The organism is Cupriavidus sp. GW823-FHT07B10 (assembly GCF_058794355.1).
The window spans coordinates 65,480-83,660 of the sequence record NZ_JBXAGS010000014.1; the positions used below are offsets into that span (position 1 = coordinate 65,480).

The following is an 18,181-nucleotide window of genomic DNA, read 5'->3' on the forward strand; positions in this document are numbered from 1 at the left end:
TGGTGCCGTTGCCGAAGTTCTGCATGGTGGGGATCTTCAGGCTGAGGTGCGAGCTGGCGTCGATCGTGTTCACGGTCGGCCCGACCTGCAAGCCGATGGTCGGGCTGGCAAAGCCGCCGCCGCCGACGACGTTCTGATAGTTGCCGCCGACAACAGAGTAGGCGCTGCCGCCGCGCACAGCGGACATGGTCTTGCCGTCGAGATCCTGGTCGAGCGGCAGGTCCTTGATCATGAGGGTCGATTGCATGGTAAGTCTCCTTGGGGATTCGGTTGAAGGGGAGTCCCGCCTCGGCGGGACTCCCGCATGCAGCGTTGTTACAGCGTGGCCACCTGGGTGCCGTTGCCGAAGTTCTGCATGGTGGGGATCTTCAGGCTGAGGTGCGAGCTGGCGTCGATCGTGTTCACGGTCGCGCCGACCTGCAAGCCGATGGTCGGGCTGGCAAAGCCGCCGCCGCCAACGACGTTCTGATAGTTGCCGCCAACAACAGAGACGGCGTGGCCGCCGCGCACAGCGGACATGGTCTTGCCGTCGAGTTCCTGGTCGAGCGGCAGATCCTTGATCATGAGGGTCGATTGCATGGTAAGTCTCCTTGGGGTTCGGTTGGGGGAGCACGTTGTTGCGCTCGAAGGGTATAGAGCATGGGCCGTGCCAGGCCCGGGACGGTGCTGCAATAAAATCCATAACATCCTGAAAAACAAAGGTTTTTCAGGGAATGCTGGCACTTTCCGATCCCCGTCAGGCAGACATTGTGTTGGGTGCGGGCCAACTCATTTCATGGCACTGTTGGCCAGACAAATTCATATCAGGCGCCGCCCGCGATGCGATGCCGCCGGAGAGGCCGAAAGGCAAGGATGGCTAGCCTTTTATGCCGCCAGATGCTCATCCCGCGCCACGGAACGCGGAGGAAGAAGGGCCATGGCCTCTTCCAGCCTCTGGACCAACGCGGAACTTGCTGGCTGCAACGGCTGTCGGGTTTCCGGCGAAATCACGCCGGATAGCGCCAGCGCAGCTTTCACTGGTGCCGGATTCGGCTCCGCGAACATGAGCGAGATCAACGGCGCGAGCTTCGCGAACAAGCCGTGGGCCGCGCGCAAGCGGCCCGTCTGCGCCAGATGCAGCAGGCGCACGAACAGGTCCGGACGAATATGCGAGGACGCGGCGATCACGCCGGCGCCACCTGCAAGCAGGTGATCCAGCAAGGCAGCATCTTCGCCACACAGCACGGTGACGTGCGGATCGTTGGCAAGTGCGCGGAGATTGCCGGCGTCACACTCCTTGACCGCCGAGATCTGCGGTTGCGCAAGCAGCGATCGGATGAGCGCTGGCGACATCGCACAGCCAGTTCGCTTCGGCACGTTGTACAGCATCAGGGGGCGTTCGGTTGCGCGCGCCACCTCATTGAAATGCCACACGATGCCCTCATCGGATGGCCGCAGGTAGTAGGGCGGCGGCACCAGGTAGCCGGCAAGATCAAAGCCGTCCAGTTCGGCAACTTGCGCGCACACCGCGCGGGTATCGACCGCTCCGACGCCAGCCATCACCGGCAGCTCGCCATGGACGGCCTCGAGCACTGCCGCCGTGAAGACTTGCCGCTCGTGCGTGGAAAGCAGGCTTCCCTCGCCGGTCGTGCCCAATATGATCAGGCCGTTTACGCCTGCCTCGACGTAACTCTCAACCAGCCTGGCGGTGCCCTGCAGGTCCAGCGAGCCGGCACGCATCGGCGTGACCATGGGCACCCAGATGCCCCATGGCGACTGGCGGGAAATCGCTGCGATACCGGTGCAGGCGTGCACGGCGGCACCGGAGAAGCTCTCTTCCTCAGTGCGCCACATAGTCGTCTCGCAGGGCTGTCGTGACACCGAACTCCGCCGCCGGAAATGCCGTCATGATGGCATCCATGGCCGCGTCGCGGTCGGTGCGTGCGACCTCCACGTGCAGCGTGGTTTCGCCGTGCCGGTAGTCCACGTTCACCACATAGACGCGGGCCAGTTCACCGAGCGCCCGGTGCATGGTCTGGCGCAGGCCGAACACCTCGGTGGATGCCACCGCAAGACGCATGCGGATCCAGGCCGGTGCCGGCTGGGAGACCGCGCGCAGCGCGGGCATGGTGGCTTTGCTGTGGCGCAGGGCGGTGCGTCGGGGAACGGTATCAACGGCCAGGCTTGACTGTCGCATGATTGGATGGACCCGCGCGGTAGCGGGTCGCGTATTGGACATGGCTTTATGCTAGCCAGCGCCGCCTAAATTTGATGCAAGGATATTGGGCTTTGGCGTTAAATCCGCATCAAAATCAGCGACGCTGGCAAAGCGCTCGCGCTCAGAACGTCTTCGTCAGCGAAGCCCAGGCCGCAGCTTTGCCGAGGTAGCGGCCCCGGTTGGCACTGGTGTAGGCTGATTCCTTGGCATTGGTGTCCACATAGGCCACCGCCAGCGCGAAGCCCTTGCCCAGGTCCTTGGTCAGGCCGATCTTCCAGTCGGTGTATGAGGCATTGCTGTTGTGCTTTACGCCCTGGTAGCCGACGTGCGCGTTCAGGGTCAGGTCCCAGAAGTTCAGCGGCACGTTGGCGCTCAGGTCGATGTAGCCGCTGTTCTTGCTGTCGGCCCAGCCAAACAGGTTGGTGACCGAGTGCGAGTACTTGAGCATGACCGGGCCCCAGCCGATGCCGGCGTACAGCTCGGTGGTGTACGGGCGCGGGTTGTTGTAGCTGCCCGGGTAGTAGTACTCGAGCACGCCCAGGTCATAGTTGAACTCGGTGCCGGCGACCTTGAAGGTGTTCTTGAAGCCGCCGTAGAAATCCATCTCGACCGCGGCCGAGACCGCCGGGTTGGCATCCTCGAGCCAGCTGATGCTGGAGTTCCAGTTGCCCAGATAGAAGCCGCTTTCGTGGGCGTAGTCAAAGCCACCCTGGATGGCCGGGCGCAGGTTGGTCTGGCTGATGCCGCGATAGCGGTAGTCCGAGACCAGCGACACGTTGGCCGTGAACGTATGCGGGGACGGCACGGCGTCAGGCTGGGATTGCGCCATGGCCGGCATGGCAGCGAGGAAGATGGAAGATGCGGAGCATGCGAGCAGCGTGGCCGCGGTTTGGCGCAGGTCAGTCATTGTTGTTGTGGCGAGAGTTAAAAAAATCCCCGTTGCAGGGAGCCTCGCCACGATATGGCCTGACGCGTAAAAACGGTATCAAAAGCCGCGGTGCCCGCGTACAAATCCAATCAATGCGCCTGGATTTCGGCGCTACCCGGCAAACCGGTAGCCCAGCCCGATTTCCGTCAGCAAGTGGGCGGGCCGCGCCGGGTCCGCTTCGAGCTTGTGCCGCAGATGTCCCATATAGACGCGCAGGTACTGGCTGCTTTCGGCCTGGGAGGGTCCCCACACCTCCCGCAGCAACTCCCGGTGCGTCATCACCTTGCCGCGGTGGGCGATCAGAACCGCAAGCAGCCGATACTCGATCGGCGTCAGATGCACGGCCTGTCCCGAGCGGGTGACGACGCGGCTGGCCAGGTCAACCTGCACGTCGCCGAACAGGATCTGGTGCGAGCCCTGGGCGTTGGCCCTGGCATGCCGGCGCAGCAGCACGCGCAGGCGTGCGACCAGTTCGCCAACGCCAAAGGGCTTGGTCAGGTAGTCATCCGCGCCGGCATCCAGCGCACCGATCTTGTCGGCTTCTCCGCTACGTGCCGACAGGACCAGCACCGGTACGTCAGTCCACGTACGGATCTCGCTGATCAATCGCACCCCGTCTCCGTCCGGCAAACCCAGGTCGAGAATGACGAGGTCAGGTTGCCGGGTGCCTGCCTCGATCAGTCCGCGCTTGAGCGATTCTGCCTCATGCACCGTGCAATCTTCAGACTCCAGGGTCGAGCGGACAAAGCGCCGGATATGCGGCTCATCCTCAACCAGCAAGACTGTTGGGGAAAAATCAAATGGCATCAACTCTCTCTCTAGGCATCAGTCTGCTCCGGCTCCACCGCTGGCGGATTTCTACGCGGCAACGCTACCAGGAAGCGCGCGCCCGCCTGGCCGCCGGGCCGGTCTGGCCGTTGCGCGGGTTCCACCCAGATGCGCCCGCCATGGGCTTGCACGATTGCCTCGCATACGGCGAGGCCCAGGCCGACGCCCGCCGTCGCGGATTCGCGCTCACCGCGCGTGAATTTCTCGAAGATCTGCCGTTCCTTGCCCTTGGGCACGCCCGGGCCATCATCCTCTACCGCGATCCTGATCTCGTCGTCGACCGGCGCGGCCGAGAGCCGGATCTCTGTGCCGGCAGGCGTGTATTTGGCGGCATTCTCCAGCAGGTTGCACAGCACGCGCTCGATCAGCACGGCGTCGCATTCGACCAGGGGTACCCGGGACAAGTCGACGACAACCACGCGGTGGTGCTCGAGCGCCTCGCGCATGGCAGCCAGGCTGGCGCCAACGAGCTCCTCCACCGATTGCCACTCCTTGCTCATCCGGACTTCCCGGCCCTGCAGCTTCGCCATGTCCAGCAGATTCACCACCATGGTCCGCATGCGCCTGGCCTGTTCCAGCATGGCGGCCACGGTCTCGGCCAGTGACGGCGCCAGCCCGGGATCGCTGCGCTGCATGGTTTCCGCCATGCCGATCAGGCTGGTCAGCGGGGTGCGCAGGTCATGGGAGACAGCGGCCAGCAATGAGCTGCGCAGGCGCTCAGACTCCATCGACAGCAAGGCCAGCTGCGCAACTTCGACGTAATGCAAGCGCTCGATGGCGATCGCGATCAGCGTGCAGAACACATCGACCTGGCGCCGTAGCGCAGGTTGCGCAAAGGCGCGTGATACCGCAGGCTCGACCGCCAGCACGCCACGGGTCTGCATCGGCGCCTTCAATGGCAGATACAGCACGGTGCTGCCGGGCAAGGTATGCGTGCCGGTGCCTGCGGGCTGGCCGTGATCGAATACCCACTCTGCCAGTACACGGTCGATCGAGTCGGTTCGCGCCCCGGTGTCATGCTGCTCGACATCGGACACGGGCGGCAGCAAGCGGCCTTCCGCGGAAACCAGGAAGAAGGCTGAATTGGCATCGAAGGCAGCACGCAGGAAACGGCTGGCGATCGAGACAATCTGGTTCGGCACCAGCGCCGCGGAGAGTTCACGGGCCAGTTCGTACAGCGTGCGGGCATCGTTCTCGCGCTGCACCGCCACCTGCGCTTGTTCGCGCAAACCGGCAGTCAGTTGCCCGATGACCAGCCCCACGGATAGCAGCACGAGGAACGTCAGCAGATACTGTACGTCGCTGACGGCGAACGACAGCCGCGGCGGTACGAAGAAGAAGTCGAAGGCGGCCACGGCCAATACCGAAGCCAGCGCCGCCGGTCCGCGGCCATGGCGAAGCGCGACGCCGACCACTGCCGCCAGAAACAGCATGGCAATGTTGACGACGTCGAACCATGGAAATGCGAGGGCCGACAGTGCCGTGGCACCGGCGCACCATGCCGCCGCCCACAAATAATCTTTGCGCGTGGCCCCGTCGCCTGGCGCTGGGGCGTCTGGCGCTTCAGTGCCATGGCGCGGGCGAAGATCCACCCGCGTCGTGTCTGCCGCCACGCGGATGATATCGATCTCCGGACACCCGAGCGCCAGCGCATCGGCAAAACTGCGGCGGCCGAACAGCCAGGCCGGCGCGTTCACAAATGGCGTCAAGGCCAGGCCGAGAAGGGAGCGGGCCCGCTCCGCAACGGAGGCGCCGCCCCGGCGCCAGTCTGCCGGCGCCCGGCCGATGACCACCTTGGTCAGGTTGTGGCGGCGCACGTACCCCACGATTGCCTGGACCATGTCGTTGCCCGCCAGGGTCTCGGTGCGTGCGCCCAACTCCTCTGCGAGACGCATGGCCGTCTGCAGGCGAGTCTTTGCGAAATCGGACGGGGGTGCCAGCCTGGGGGTGGCGATGGTCACCACATGCCAGTCGCAATCGAGCTGGCCGGCAAGCCGGCGCGCACTCCGGACGACCTGCTCGGCATCGTCACCACTACCGATGCAAGCCAGCACCGCCTCCCGGGTCCGCCACACGCCTTGAACGGCTTCGGACTGACGCCATGCTCGGACATCGGAGTCCACCCGGTCGGCGGTCCGGCGCAGCGCCAGCTCGCGCAGGGCGATCAGATTGCCTTTCCGGAAAAAGTTGCGCGCCGCGTGTCGCGCCTGCTCCGGCAGATAGACCTTGCCTTCCTTCAGCCGGCGCAGCAGCTCGTCGGCCGGCAGGTCCACCAGCACGACTTCGTCGGCGCTGTCGAACACAACGTCCGGCACGGTTTCCCAGACGCGGATGCCGGTGATGCCGCCCACCGCCTCGTTCAGGCTGTCCAGATGCTGCACATTGACCGTGGTCCAGACGTCGATCCCGGCAGCCTGCAATTCCTGGATATCCTGCCACCGCTTCGGATGGCGGCTGCCCGGTGCGTTGGAATGGGCCAGTTCGTCAACCAGGACCAGGGCCGGTCGCCGGACCAGCGCCGCGTCCAGGTCGAACTCCTGCAGAACCCGCTCGCGGTACGGCACGTCCTTCATTGGCAAGCGCTCGATACCGGCGATCAGCGCTTCGGTCTCGGCGCGGCCGTGGGTCTCCACGATGCCAATGACAGCATCGGTGCCCCGTGCAGACGCCGTCCGCGCCGCGGTGAGCATGGCGAACGTCTTGCCGACCCCGGCGGAAGCGCCAAAGTAGACCCTGAGCTTGCCGCGCGAGGCGCGAGCGCCTTCCTCCTGCACCATCTGGAGCAGGGCATCGGGATCGGGGCGCGCGCCGGCTCCGCGCAGTTCGGCATCAGGCATCGGTCGGCTCACCCTCTATCCTGGCATTGGCAAACCAGTCCTGCCTCGCATCCGCATCCCGGCACCGGGTTACTTCCGTGCGATGGCATCCAGTCCAAGGTTCAGCTTCAGGACATTGACTCCCGGGTCGCCCAGGACCGGCAGTAGCGGCGTTTCGGTATTTGCCGCAATCAGTTGCTTCACCTGCTCGATTGGAATCCCCCTGGCGCGGGCGACGCGCACCGCCTGGTACTCCGCGGCCGCAGGGCTGATATGCGGGTCGAGCCCGCTGCCGGATGCCGTGACCAGGTCGACAGGCACGGGCGCCTGGTTGTCCGGATCCGCGGCGTGCAGTGCGTCGACGCGCGCGCGCGCGGCATCGGTCAGCGCCGGATTGGTGGGGCCCAGGTTGGATCCCGCCGAAGCCGCGGCGTTATACGGCATCGGCGCCGTGGCCGACAGCCGGCCCCAGAAGTACTTCGGGTCGGAGAACGGCTGGCCGATCAGTTCCGAGCCAACTGTCCTGCCATCCTTCTCGATCAGCGAGCCGGCTGCCTGATGCGGGAACACGGCCTTGGAGATTGCCGTGATCGCGCCGGGATAGAGCAGGCCGGTCACCAGCGAAAGACCAACGAACACCACCAACATTGGCCGCAGCAAGCCACCTTGCACGGGTGCCGGCGACGGCTGCGGGGACTGCACTTGCGTATTCATGAGCGCTCCGAATCGTGGCAGAAAATCAGACCCAGCCAAACAGGGCCAGGATCATGTCGATCAGCTTGATGCCGGCAAACGGCACCAGGATGCCGCCCAGGCCGTAGACCAGCAGGTTGCGGCGCAGCAGCACCGCGGCGCCCAGCGGCCGGTAGACCACGCCCTTGAGCGCAAGCGGGATCAGCACGACGATGATGAGCGCGTTGAAGGTCACCGCCGACATGATGGCCGACGCCGGCGTGGCGAGCCCCATCACATTGAGCAGGTTGAGCTGCGGATAGGTGGTGGCAAACGCCGCCGGGATGATCGCGAAGTACTTGGCGATGTCGTTGGCCACGCTGAAGGTCGTCAGCGAGCCGCGCGTCATCAGCATCTGCTTGCCGATCTCGACGATCTCGATCAGCTTGGTCGGGTTGCTGTCGAGGTCCACCATGTTGCCGGCTTCCTTGGCCGCCTGCGTGCCGCTGTTCATCGCTACGGCTACGTCGGCCTGGGCCAGTGCCGGCGCGTCGTTGGTGCCGTCGCCGGTCATCGCGACCAGCCGCCCGTCGGCCTGGTACTGGCGGATCAGCTTGAGCTTGGCTTCCGGCGTGGCTTCGGCCAGGAAGTCGTCAACGCCGGCTTCCGCCGCAATCGAAGCCGCCGTCAGCCGGTTGTCGCCGGTGATCATCACGGTCTTGATGCCCATCTTGCGCAGTTCGCCGAAGCGCTCGCGAATGCCGGTCTTGACGATGTCTTTCAGCTCGATCACGCCAAGCACGCGTACCGAACCGCCGTTGGCGTCGGCTACCACCAGCGGCGTGCTGCCGGCGCGGGCAACCTCATCGACGGCTTGCAGGACAGCATCGGGGAACTTGCCGGCACGTTCCGTGACGTAGCGGCGCACGGCATCGGCCGCACCCTTGCGCACGTGACGCTCGCCGCCGCCATCGCTCAGGTCAACCCCGCTCATGCGGGTCTGGGCGCTGAACGGCACGAACTCCGGCTTCAGGCTTGCCATCACCGGCGCCGCCAGCCCCGGCAGCTGGCGTGCCAGCGTGATGATGCTGCGGCCTTCCGGGGTCTCGTCGGCCAGCGACGACAGCCACGCCGCTTCCGCGAGCTGCAGCGGCGACACGCCCGGGGCCGGGATGAAGCGCGATGCCTGGCGGTTGCCATGGGTAATGGTGCCGGTCTTGTCGAGCAGCAGCACGTCCACGTCACCAGCGGCTTCGACCGCACGGCCCGAGGTGGCAATCACGTTGGCTTCCATCATCCGGCTCATGCCCGCCACGCCAATGGCTGACAGCAGCCCGCCGATGGTGGTGGGAATCAGGCAGACCAGCAGGGCCACCAGCACCGTGATCGTCACCGGAACGCCTGCCTTTGCCACCAGCACGCTGTAGAGCGAGAACGGCTGCAGCGTGGCCGTGGCCAGCAGCAGCACAATGGTCAGCCCGACCAGCAGGATCGTCAGGGCCAGTTCGTTCGGCGTCTTCTGCCGCTTGGCGCCTTCAACCATCGTGATCATGCGGTCGATGAAGCTCTCGCCCGGGTTGGTCGTGATGCGCGCCACGATCCAGTCGGACAGCACGCGTGTACCGCCGGTCACCGACGAGAAGTCGCCGCCCGACTCGCGGATCACCGGCGCCGATTCGCCGGTGATGGCGCTTTCGTCGACCGAGGCCACGCCGTCGATCACTTCGCCGTCGCCGGGGATCATCTCGCCGGCCTGTACCAGCACCACGTCGCCACGGCGCAGCGCCGTGGCGGGGCGCGCTTCGGTGGCACTGCCACGCTTGCCGTCCTTCAGCACGCGTGCGGTGACGGTGGTCTTCAGGCCGCGCAGCGCTTCCGCCTGCTGCTTGCTTCGGCCTTCGGCAAGTGCCTCGGCAAAGTTAGCGAACAGCACCGTGAACCACAGCCACACCGACACCGCCAGGATGAAGCCCGCGGATTCCCCACCGGGGGCTGCCGCCGGCGCGGCCATGGCCTTCAGGAAAAGGATCGTCGTCAGGATGCTGCCCACGTAGGCCACGAACATCACCGGGTTGCGCAGCTGGTCGCGCGGCGACAACTTCCCGAAGGCCGCGACCAGCGCGGGCTTCACCAGCTCCGGCGCGAACATGCTGCGCGCCGGCGGGCGATGATGGTGGGAGCCGTGTTGGCGGTCGGACACCGGCGCGCTCTTTGCCTGAATCGTGTTGGAGGAAGACGCTTCAGCCGTGTTGGCGCCGCGCTTGGCCACCGGGGCCATCGAATTTTGTTGCATGGTTTCTCCGCAATCCGCTGGAGCCATCCGGCACCTGCATCGGTGAGGCAGGGCAGGGTCCGGACGTGTAGGAATGCTCGATATTTCGTCGTCAGTCGTCGCTTTACTTCGCCGCGGTTGCCGTCACCGCGCCCTGGAGTTGCTCGGCGACTGGCCCCAGCGCCAGCGCCGGGACATAGGTCAGCGCACCGACCAGCAGCACGGTGCCCACCAGCAGGACGACGAACAGCGGGCCGTGCGTCGGCATCGTGCCGCCGCTCACGGGCACGCGCTTCTTGGCTGCCAGCGAGCCCGCCAGCGCAAGCACCGGGATGATGATCCAGAACCGGCCGAACCACATGGCCGCCGCCAGCAGCGTGTTGTAGAACGGGGTGTTGGCGGACAAGCCCGCAAAGGCGCTGCCATTGTTGTTGGCCGCCGACGAGAGCGCGTACAGGATCTCGGAGAAGCCGTGCGTGCCGGGATTGAACACACCGGCGCGTCCGGCCTCGGTCATCACCGCCACCGACGTGCCGAGCAGCACCAGCAGTGGCGTGACCAGGATCGCCACGGCCGTCATCTTCATCTCGTAGACTTCGATCTTCTTGCCGAGGTACTCCGGCGTGCGCCCGATCATCAGTCCGGCGATGAACACCGCGAGCACGGCGTAGACCAGCATGCCGTACAGCCCCGAGCCGACGCCGCCGAACACGACCTCGCCCAGCTGCATCAGCAGCATCGGCACCAGGCCACCGATGGCGGTGAAGGAGTCATGCATGGCATTGACCGCGCCGCACGACGCCGCGGTCGTGATGGTGGCGAACAGTGCCGAAGCGGCGATGCCGAAGCGCGTTTCCTTGCCTTCCATATTGCCGCCGGCCTGCAGCAGCGACGCGGCGTGATCCACCGGCAATCCGGCCAGCGCCGGGGTCGCCATCTGCTCGGACATCGCCGCCACGCAGGCCATCGCGACAAAGATGACCGTCATGGAAGCCAGCACCGCCACACCCTGTCGCCTGTCTCCCACCATTTCGCCAAAGGTGAAGCACAGCGCCGCCGGGATCAGGAAGATCGCCAGCATCTCGAGAAGGTTGGCCAGGCCATTCGGGTTCTCGAACGGATGCGCCGAGTTGGCATTGAAGAAGCCGCCGCCGTTGGTGCCCAGCATCTTGATGGCCTCTTGCGAGGCAACCGGGCCCATCGCCAGCGTCTGCCTGTCGGTCTTCAGGTCTTCCGTCACCGGCTTGCCTTGTGCATCGAGCACCGGTTGCCCGGCCGCATCGAGCTTAGGCTGGCTGTACTCCACCGGCGTGACCAGGCTGGCTTCCTTGTAGGCGTCGAAGTTCTGGATCACGCCCTGGCTTACCAGTGCCAGTGCGATCACGGTCGCGATCGGCGCCAGCACGTAGAACGTGACCCGCGTCATGTCGACCCAGAAATTGCCGATGGTGGCGGCGCTCTGGCGCGCGAATCCGCGCATCAGCGCGAACACCACGGCGATGCCGGTCGCCGCGGACAGGAAGTTCTGCACGGTGAGCGCGAGCATCTGCGTCAGATAGCCCATGGTCGACTCGCCGCCATAGCCTTGCCAGTTGGTGTTGGCGACAAAGCTGATCGCCGTGTTGAAGGCCGAGTCCGGCGAAACCGCGCCAAAGCCCTGCGGATTGAGCGGCAGCATGCCTTGCAGGCGCTGCAGCGCATAGACTGCCACCACGCCAAGCAGGTTGAATGCCAGCACCGCGACGGCGTACTGCGTCCACCCCATCCCGGCATCGGCACGCACGCCGCCCAGGCGATACAGCAGCCGTTCCAGCGGCCGGCCCCAGGCGGTCAGCGAATAGTTGCCATCCTCCACCGCACGCCGGATATAGCGTCCGAGAAAAGGCGCGCACGCCAGCAGGATGGCGAGATAGAGGACCAGCAGGCCCACGAATTGGGAGGACATCAGAATTTCTCCGGCCGGAACAACGCAATGAGGAGGTAAACAAAAATGGCAATGGCCAGCACGCCGCTCAACAGATCGGTCCAGCTCATCACAGCCTCCTGTCCGACGCGCTGTTCTTTGCCGCCATCTGGTCATGCGCGCCGCCGTGGCCGCTGCCTGCCGGAGATTTCGGCGCAAGCACGGCGCAAAGCCCCAGCAGGGCTGCGCTCAGCACGGCGAAGCCAATCAATACGATCAAATAGATCCCGTCCATAACAAAGCACCCTTGAATGGTTTCGGCTTGCAGATTAGCGACGGGGTCGTAAAAACAGGGTAGAAAGATGGCCGGTGCGTATAAAGAACGTATAAAGATTCGGGCGATCAGCATGCGCGCGGGAGCCAAGGTGCACTTTCTTGGCCGCTGGCGATCGTGATGCGTGGTGGTAAGGCTGCCGCTGTTGGCGGAGATGCTGCGCCGGCGCGACGCTTCTCTTTCGGATCTTTACGCGACGGCCCGGCGCGTTAATCGAGGGGCTTGACCCGCCGGAATGCACCAAGGAGTGCGAGGTCGTAGGCGATCTTGAGCACGCCGCAGGCAACCAGCGGCGTCCCGACCCAGCCCATCGCCAGCAGCGCGCCCGCCAGGGTCGGGCCGAATGCGGCAGCCAGGCTCCTGGGCACGGCAGTCAGGCTTGCCGCCGCCGGCCGCTCGGGCGGCGTCACCACGGCCATGACATAGGCGGTCCGGGTCGGCACATCCATCTGCGACAGCGCGCTGCGTACGAGCAGCAGCGCCAGCGTCGCCGGCAGGGAGGGGGAGAACGCGGCCGCGATCAGGCAGAGGCTGGATGGGATATGGGTGAACACCATCGTGTTCAGCAAACCGAACCTGCGAGCCAGCGGTGCGGCCACGAGCTGGGAGCCGGCGCTAAGCAGCCCGGCCCAGAAGAAGAACTGCCCGGCGGCACCAATGGAAAGGCCGAAGCGCTGCATCAACCATAGCGCCAGCAGGGAATTCACCACCAGGCCGCCGGCAAATGCGTCGACGCTGAAGAGCAGGGCAAGGCGGGTAACGATCCGGCGAGACGGTCCCAGCGGGACTCTCGCCGTTGCCAGGTGCGGTGGCGGCTCCGGCATGCGGGCATAGAGGAACCAGAGTGCGGCACCGGTCAGGGCATAGACCATGAACATGGCGCGCAGCGCGCTGAGGACAGGAACCCCAAGTTGCGCCGCGAGCCAGTCCGGCAGCGCCGCCGCCAGCGCACCAATGGCGGCGCAGAGGGCCCCGGTCAGGCTGTAGCGGGCGAACAGGGCAGTGCGGGCATCGGCGCAGGCTGAATCGGCAAGACCGGCATGCTCAAGCGGCAGGAAGACGCTGACGTCGCCGGAACTGGGGTTGAGCGTGCCGACGAATGCGACCAGCAATAGCGGCCAGAGGGAGGACAGTCCGGCGAAGCCTATGCCGGTGGCGGCCATCAACGCGGCCGCCGACATCAGCAGCCTGCGCTGCGGATAGCGGTGGCCGATGATGCCCACCAGGACCGTCGCCAGCGCCGAGCCGATCAGGGTTGCGCTGCTGACCAGCCCCACTGCCAGCTGCGCGAAGCCCAGAGCCAGCAGGTACGCCGGCAACAGCACGGCGATAAAGCCGTCACAGAAGCCGCGCAGCGCGCGGCCAACGAGAAGCGGCAAGGCGCCGGGATGAATGCCTGCGGGCAGGACCAGGCGCGCTAGCCAGCCTCTGCTGACAATCATGGCCGGGTCTTCAGGTGTGCGCATCGCAATGGCATCCGTGTTCCGGTGGTCTCATGCCGTCAGTGAAAGCCCGTGGCGATCCCGCCGTACAAGAACAGTATGCGCCGGACTCGAAGGCACCGGCTTGGGCGACACGGCAAAGGCTGGCATGGCGCCATGTTAGATGGCCCCGCAGATGGTGGCATCGGCCGCATCTGCGCCGCGCGCCGCCTTGGTATGGCGTTCCAATCAGTCCTTGAGCGCGAGCGCAGCTTCCGGCGCGCGGAGGAAGCTGATCGCCAGGCGATTGAACGCATTCATCAGGCTGATGGCGGGGGCAGGGGGGATCACTCCGAGCGGATTCATCGATGCCCTTGACAAAAATACCAATTGGTATATTCTGGCTTCCATGAATAAAGCTCAGCGAACCCGCCAGTTCATCGTCGAGAAGACAGCCCCGATCTTCAACGTCAAAGGCTATGCCGGTACGTCCCTGGCCGATATGACGGAGGCCACCGGGCTGACGAAGGGCAGCGTCTACGGCAACTTTGCCAACAAGGAGGAAGTGGCCCTGGCTGCTTTCGATCACAACTGGAAGCAGGCGCAGGCGGCAGTCCGGGCCGTAATGGCCACGAGAGAAACCAGCAAGGAGCAGCTGCTCGCATTGACAGGCGTGTATGAAAGCCTGCCTGAGGAATTCCCCGTGGGGGGATGCCCGCTGCTCAACACAGCGATTGAAGCCGACGACACGCACCCGGCCCTGCGCGAGAAAGCCATGGAGGCTTTCCGGGGCTGGAAGACGCATCTTGTCAAAGTCATCAAGGCAGGGATTGCTTCGCAGGAGTTCCGCAAAGACGTCGATGCCGAGCAGACTGCCGTCACGCTGATTGCATTGATCGAGGGCGCCATCATGATCTCTCGCCTCACAGGCAACGCTGGCTACAGCAAGGCCGTGATGTCGGCGGTAGAAAAAACCATCGTCGATCTGAAGTGATTTTTTTCGACCAAAAATATACCAATTGGTATTTTATCTGCCAAAGGAAGCAACCATGAGCGTGCAGCTGAAACGGAAAGTCGCATTCGCCCTGTCGATGGGAGTCGTGACGACAGGGATCATTTCCTTTGTCCTCCTTACTCTCAATCTCGGATTCTCGGAAGGATTTGCCCTGACGTGGCTGCGTTCCTGGGGCATCGGATATGTGATCGTCATTCCCGCCATCCTCCTGGTCGGTCCGCGTTTGCAAACGCAGGTCGATCGCCTGATTCACTGAGCCGGCAGGCCCGCATCGAGGACCACTGACATGTCCAGGCCATTCCTGCCGCGGCTGCTTGCCTCCGTTCTCGTCCTCGGCGCTTTGATTGCGTCGGGATGCGCCCACCACGCCAACAAGCCGGTACAGAAAGCCGAGATCGGATTCATCAAACTCGACTCGGACATCTCGCTCAGGACGATGGTGGTGCACAACCCCAGTCCGAAAGGGACCGTTCTCTTCCTGCATGGATTCCCGGAGACCCTGTACGCCTGGAAGGACATTGCCCTGGCTCTCGGCGATGACTACGAAGTACACGCCATCGATTGGCCTGGCTACGGCCTCTCATCACGACCAACGGCCGACAAGTTCTCCTATGCGCCCAGAGACTATGCCCGGGTTCTGAAGGAGTACATCCGCAAGGCGGGCATCGACACGTCAAAGCTCACGATCTACGCAACGGATATCGGAGCCTTGCCTGCCCTTCTCCTGGCTCTCGAGGAGCCGGACATTGCCAGGACGATCATCGTGGGCGACTTCGCCCCGTTCAACAGACCTCGTTACATGTACGAAAGCCTGCAGAGCCTGAAGTCGCAACCTTCGGCCGAGCTGGCTCGTGTTCAGTTGAACAAGAATCGCGAGGATGTTCTCCAGAATGCCTACAGGCGCGGCTTGGCCAGGGAAGCGCAGTTCGACATATCCGGCGAACTCAAGGACGACATGTCACGCGGATGGAGCCATGGGGAGATGACGTCAGCGGACGCCTTCTATCACTACTACTTGCACTTCACGCGGGACCAGGAGTATTTCGAGGCGAACCTGGGCCGGCTCAAGACGCCCGTGAAGGTAGTCTGGGGTGAGAAAGACATCTACATCAATAAGGACATGGGCATCGAGTTCGCCGAAAAGGCCCATGCAGCGTTCACCCGTGCTTCACGGGGTTGGGCACTACCCGCACCTGCAGGACCCCCAGCAAACCGTGGCAGAGATTCGCGCTTCATTCCGGTAAGCCCGCATTGCGAGCGGGGCCCGGGCAGCCGACCTCGTCTGAGGACGACGGGATCCCGCACGACACATGAGCGCCCCTCGCCCACGACCTTCCCAATATTCCCATCCGTCGTCAAGCACGACAAGGAAACCTGCCCATGAAAATGACCCGAATCTTCGCCGTGGCCCTGCTTATCGCCGGCAATGGTTTGCTTCTGCCAACGGCTCAAGCGCAAACGCCGGGAGTCCACCGCACCGATCTGGTCCAGCGCGAACTCAGCGTGCCCGGTCGTGAGGGCGTACAGGTACGCGTCGACTTTGATCCCGGCGCATTCGCACCGAAACATTCGCACCCCGGGGAAGAAATCGCCTATGTCCTGCAAGGGACGCTGGAATACCAGCTCGACGACAAGCCGCCTGTCACGCTGAAGGCCGGTGACGCGCTGTTCATTCCGGCCGGGAGTGCCCATTCGGCGCGGAATGTCGGCAGCGGCAAGGCGTCTGAACTGGCAACTTACATCGTCAGGAAGGGTGTGCCTCTGGCGGTGCCCGCCAGGCAACCTGGATCGGCCACCGCAGAATAAGGGAGGCTTGCAATGAACACGGAATGGTCCAACCAGGCTCCCGACCCGTCGCGCCGAACTTTACTATTGGGCGGCGTGGCGACGGTAGCGCTCTCCATGCTTTACCCGCCCCTGACTACCGCTGCGCAGGAAAAATCCGGGCTTCCCGTGGCATCAGATGCGATCCGCCCATTCCGTGCGCACGTCCCGCAAGCGGCCCTGGTCGATCTGCGCCGCCGCCTTGCCGCTACGCGCTGGCCCGATCCGGAAACAGTCGGCGATCGGTCCCAGGGCGTACAGCTTGAAAGATTTCAGCCGCTCATGCGCTACTGGGCAACGGGCTATGACTGGCGCAAGGCCGAGGCAAAACTAAATGCCTGGCCGCAGTTTGTGACGAACATCGACGGCCTGGACATTCATTTCATCCATGTCCGCTCGCGCCATGCAAACGCGATGCCGCTCATCATGACCCACGGCTGGCCAGGGTCGGTCTTCGAGTTGCTTAATGTCATTGGCCCGCTGACGGACCCCACCGCGCACGGCGGCACTGCGAACGACGCGTTTCATCTGGTGATTCCGTCGATTCCTGGCTTCGGCTTTTCACAGAAGCCCGCAGACACTGGCTGGAATCCGGATCGCATCGCACGCACCTGGGACGTGCTGATGAAGCGGCTCGGATATGCGCGCTACGTTTCGCAGGGAGGCGACTGGGGCGCCATCATCTCCGACGCACTTGGCCGTCTGGCGCCTGAAGGACTGCTTGGCATCCACGTCAACCGCATCGAGCGCGCCACGACGTTGCCACCGGCAATAGCCATGGCGCTGAAAAGCGGGGAGCCTGCGCCGGCAAACCTGACCACCGAAGAAAAGCAGGTGTTCGATGAGGCGAGGGATTTCCTCAACAAGGGATTCGGTTACGCGGCCATCATGCAAACGCGGCCGCAGACCATCGGCTTTGGCCTGGCCGATTCGCCAGTGGGGCTGGCAGCGTGGATCTATGACAAGCAGGCCGACTGGGTATTCACGCGTGGCGATCCTGAGCGGTCACTGGACCGTGACGCGATCCTTGACAACATCTCGCTCTACTGGCTCACAAATACAGGCGGGTCGAGCGGACGGATCTACTGGGAAACCAGTGCCGCCCCGGCAAGGAATTCCCCCATCACCGTTCCAGTGGCAGTGACCGTCTTCCCTGGCGAGGTCTACCGGCCACCGAGGCAGTGGTTGGCACGAGCCTATCCAAACCTGATCTACTACAACCGCGTTGCCAAAGGCGGTCACTTCGCGGCTTGGGAAGAACCGGAGCTGTTCAGCGCGGAGCTACGATCTGCGTTCCGATCGTTGCGCTGAGCGGAAGACGCTGTGCAGGAACGGTGTCGGCCCACGGTGGACGTTGCGCAACTCGCGTCACGCTGCTTGCCGTTTGGCCGGCACAACCGTTCCTATGTACACCGCCGGCACATCGAGCGGTGTACCGGACGGACTCAGCGGGTACCTCGTTCACCGATGCCGGAATGGAGCGTCACGAGCGTTCTCTGCTCTCATGTCGGCAGACAAGGTGTCAATCAAGGGACAAGAAGCCTCATTGCCATTGGCGTGGCATTGCCCAATGAGATTCTTCAGTTCCGCTCGCATTCGTCGCAGATCCTTCATTCTTTCCTCAACAAGACTGAGCTTTTGCTCGGCCAGTGCGCGGGCTGTGCTGCACGTGCTGCCATCGTTCTGTCGCAGCAGTACCCGGATTTCATCCAGGGTGAACCCGAGCGACTGGGCCTGGCGAATGAAATGAAGCCGCTGCAAGCTCTGCTGCGAATACTGTCGAATGGCGCCATAGGCACGCTCCGGCACCGGCAGCAGGCCGCACCGATGGTAGTAGCGTACCGTCTCCACGCCAACACCAGCCGCCTTGGCCAGCTTCCCGATTGTTAGTGTGTGCTCCATCGCTTGACTCCGTACCTTGGTACGGACCTACGCTACGCCTAAACCGCACATACGGGAAGGGCGGATTGC

At 64.2% G+C, this 18,181-nt stretch carries 19 protein-coding genes; 5 read left to right on the forward strand and 14 right to left on the reverse strand.

Annotated features, from left to right (window positions below):
- The 13 genes from AC1Q6V_RS24885 to AC1Q6V_RS24945 form a co-directional block, all read right to left on the reverse strand.
- A partial coding sequence (locus AC1Q6V_RS24885) for a hypothetical protein (protein WP_492316409.1) occupies nt 1–247 on the reverse strand: 247 nt, incomplete at its 3' end.
- Between the two features lie 68 nt (nt 248–315).
- Nucleotides 316–579, reverse strand: coding sequence for a hypothetical protein (locus AC1Q6V_RS24890; protein ID WP_010809605.1), 264 nt, complete (start codon nt 577–579; stop codon nt 316–318).
- 285 nt (nt 580–864) lie between these two features.
- Nucleotides 865–1,833 carry a 4-hydroxy-tetrahydrodipicolinate synthase gene (dapA, locus tag AC1Q6V_RS24895; RefSeq protein WP_454750424.1) on the reverse strand — a complete coding sequence of 323 codons (969 nt, stop codon included), beginning with the start codon at nt 1,831–1,833 and terminating at the stop codon, nt 865–867.
- Nucleotides 1,820–2,176 carry a hypothetical protein gene (locus AC1Q6V_RS24900; RefSeq protein ID WP_037023977.1) on the reverse strand — a complete coding sequence of 119 codons (357 nt, stop codon included), beginning with the start codon at nt 2,174–2,176 and terminating at the stop codon, nt 1,820–1,822. Before AC1Q6V_RS24900 ends, dapA begins: the two co-directional genes overlap by 14 nt.
- Before the next feature lie 142 nt (nt 2,177–2,318).
- Entirely contained in the window at nt 2,319–3,104 is a 786-nt protein-coding gene (locus tag AC1Q6V_RS24905) for a TorF family putative porin (protein ID WP_492316408.1), read from the reverse strand.
- Between the two features lie 132 nt (nt 3,105–3,236).
- Nucleotides 3,237–3,932: a two-component system response regulator KdpE gene (gene kdpE / locus AC1Q6V_RS24910; protein ID WP_454750668.1), complete on the reverse strand. Its 696-nt coding sequence runs from the start codon at nt 3,930–3,932 to the stop codon at nt 3,237–3,239.
- A gap of 11 nt (nt 3,933–3,943) precedes the next feature.
- Nucleotides 3,944–6,790 (reverse strand): DUF4118 domain-containing protein, encoded by a 2,847-nt coding sequence (locus tag AC1Q6V_RS24915; RefSeq protein ID WP_454750670.1) that lies wholly within the window; start codon nt 6,788–6,790, stop codon nt 3,944–3,946.
- Between the two features lie 69 nt (nt 6,791–6,859).
- Entirely contained in the window at nt 6,860–7,483 is a 624-nt protein-coding gene (kdpC, locus tag AC1Q6V_RS24920; protein WP_010809611.1) for a potassium-transporting ATPase subunit KdpC, read from the reverse strand.
- 25 nt (nt 7,484–7,508) lie between these two features.
- Nucleotides 7,509–9,734 carry a potassium-transporting ATPase subunit KdpB gene (gene kdpB, locus AC1Q6V_RS24925; protein WP_454750667.1) on the reverse strand — a complete coding sequence of 742 codons (2,226 nt, stop codon included), beginning with the start codon at nt 9,732–9,734 and terminating at the stop codon, nt 7,509–7,511.
- A 103-nt stretch (nt 9,735–9,837) separates the two neighbouring features.
- The gene (kdpA, locus tag AC1Q6V_RS24930) at nt 9,838–11,658 is read right to left on the reverse strand and encodes a potassium-transporting ATPase subunit KdpA (RefSeq protein ID WP_454750666.1); all 1,821 of its coding nucleotides are present in this window, start codon (nt 11,656–11,658) and stop codon (nt 9,838–9,840) included.
- The gene (gene kdpF, locus AC1Q6V_RS24935) at nt 11,658–11,747 is read right to left on the reverse strand and encodes a K(+)-transporting ATPase subunit F (RefSeq protein ID WP_010809614.1); all 90 of its coding nucleotides are present in this window, start codon (nt 11,745–11,747) and stop codon (nt 11,658–11,660) included. The genes kdpA and kdpF overlap by 1 nt, the downstream gene beginning before the upstream one ends.
- Nucleotides 11,747–12,025, reverse strand: a complete 279-nt coding sequence (locus AC1Q6V_RS24940; protein ID WP_010809615.1) for a hypothetical protein — start codon at nt 12,023–12,025, stop codon at nt 11,747–11,749. Before AC1Q6V_RS24940 ends, kdpF begins: the two co-directional genes overlap by 1 nt.
- A 134-nt stretch (nt 12,026–12,159) precedes the next feature.
- Nucleotides 12,160–13,416: an MFS transporter gene (locus AC1Q6V_RS24945; RefSeq protein ID WP_041688040.1), complete on the reverse strand. Its 1,257-nt coding sequence runs from the start codon at nt 13,414–13,416 to the stop codon at nt 12,160–12,162.
- A 139-nt stretch (nt 13,417–13,555) separates the two neighbouring features.
- Here AC1Q6V_RS24945 and AC1Q6V_RS24950 point away from each other — a divergent pair, with 139 nt between their 5' ends.
- From AC1Q6V_RS24950 to AC1Q6V_RS24970, 5 genes are read left to right on the forward strand one after another with little or no spacing between them, the layout of a single operon-like run.
- Nucleotides 13,556–14,365, forward strand: coding sequence for a TetR/AcrR family transcriptional regulator (locus tag AC1Q6V_RS24950; RefSeq protein WP_197540022.1), 810 nt, complete (start codon nt 13,556–13,558; stop codon nt 14,363–14,365).
- Between the two features lie 55 nt (nt 14,366–14,420).
- Complete coding sequence (locus AC1Q6V_RS24955) at nt 14,421–14,642, forward strand: DUF2798 domain-containing protein (RefSeq protein ID WP_010809618.1); 222 nt, start codon at nt 14,421–14,423, stop codon at nt 14,640–14,642.
- Between the two features lie 30 nt (nt 14,643–14,672).
- On the forward strand, nt 14,673–15,770 hold the full coding sequence (locus AC1Q6V_RS24960) for an alpha/beta fold hydrolase (protein ID WP_454750665.1): 1,098 nt from the start codon (nt 14,673–14,675) through the stop codon (nt 15,768–15,770).
- Nucleotides 15,767–16,192, forward strand: coding sequence for a cupin domain-containing protein (locus AC1Q6V_RS24965; protein ID WP_454750664.1), 426 nt, complete (start codon nt 15,767–15,769; stop codon nt 16,190–16,192). Before AC1Q6V_RS24960 ends, AC1Q6V_RS24965 begins: the two co-directional genes overlap by 4 nt.
- A gap of 12 nt (nt 16,193–16,204) precedes the next feature.
- Nucleotides 16,205–17,521 carry an epoxide hydrolase family protein gene (locus AC1Q6V_RS24970; protein WP_454750663.1) on the forward strand — a complete coding sequence of 439 codons (1,317 nt, stop codon included), beginning with the start codon at nt 16,205–16,207 and terminating at the stop codon, nt 17,519–17,521.
- A gap of 150 nt (nt 17,522–17,671) precedes the next feature.
- On the opposite strand, the gene AC1Q6V_RS24975 is transcribed toward AC1Q6V_RS24970, so the two are convergent.
- Nucleotides 17,672–18,112, reverse strand: a complete 441-nt coding sequence (locus tag AC1Q6V_RS24975) for a MerR family transcriptional regulator (RefSeq protein ID WP_058698628.1) — start codon at nt 18,110–18,112, stop codon at nt 17,672–17,674.
- Nucleotides 18,113–18,181: the final 69 nt, after the last annotated feature.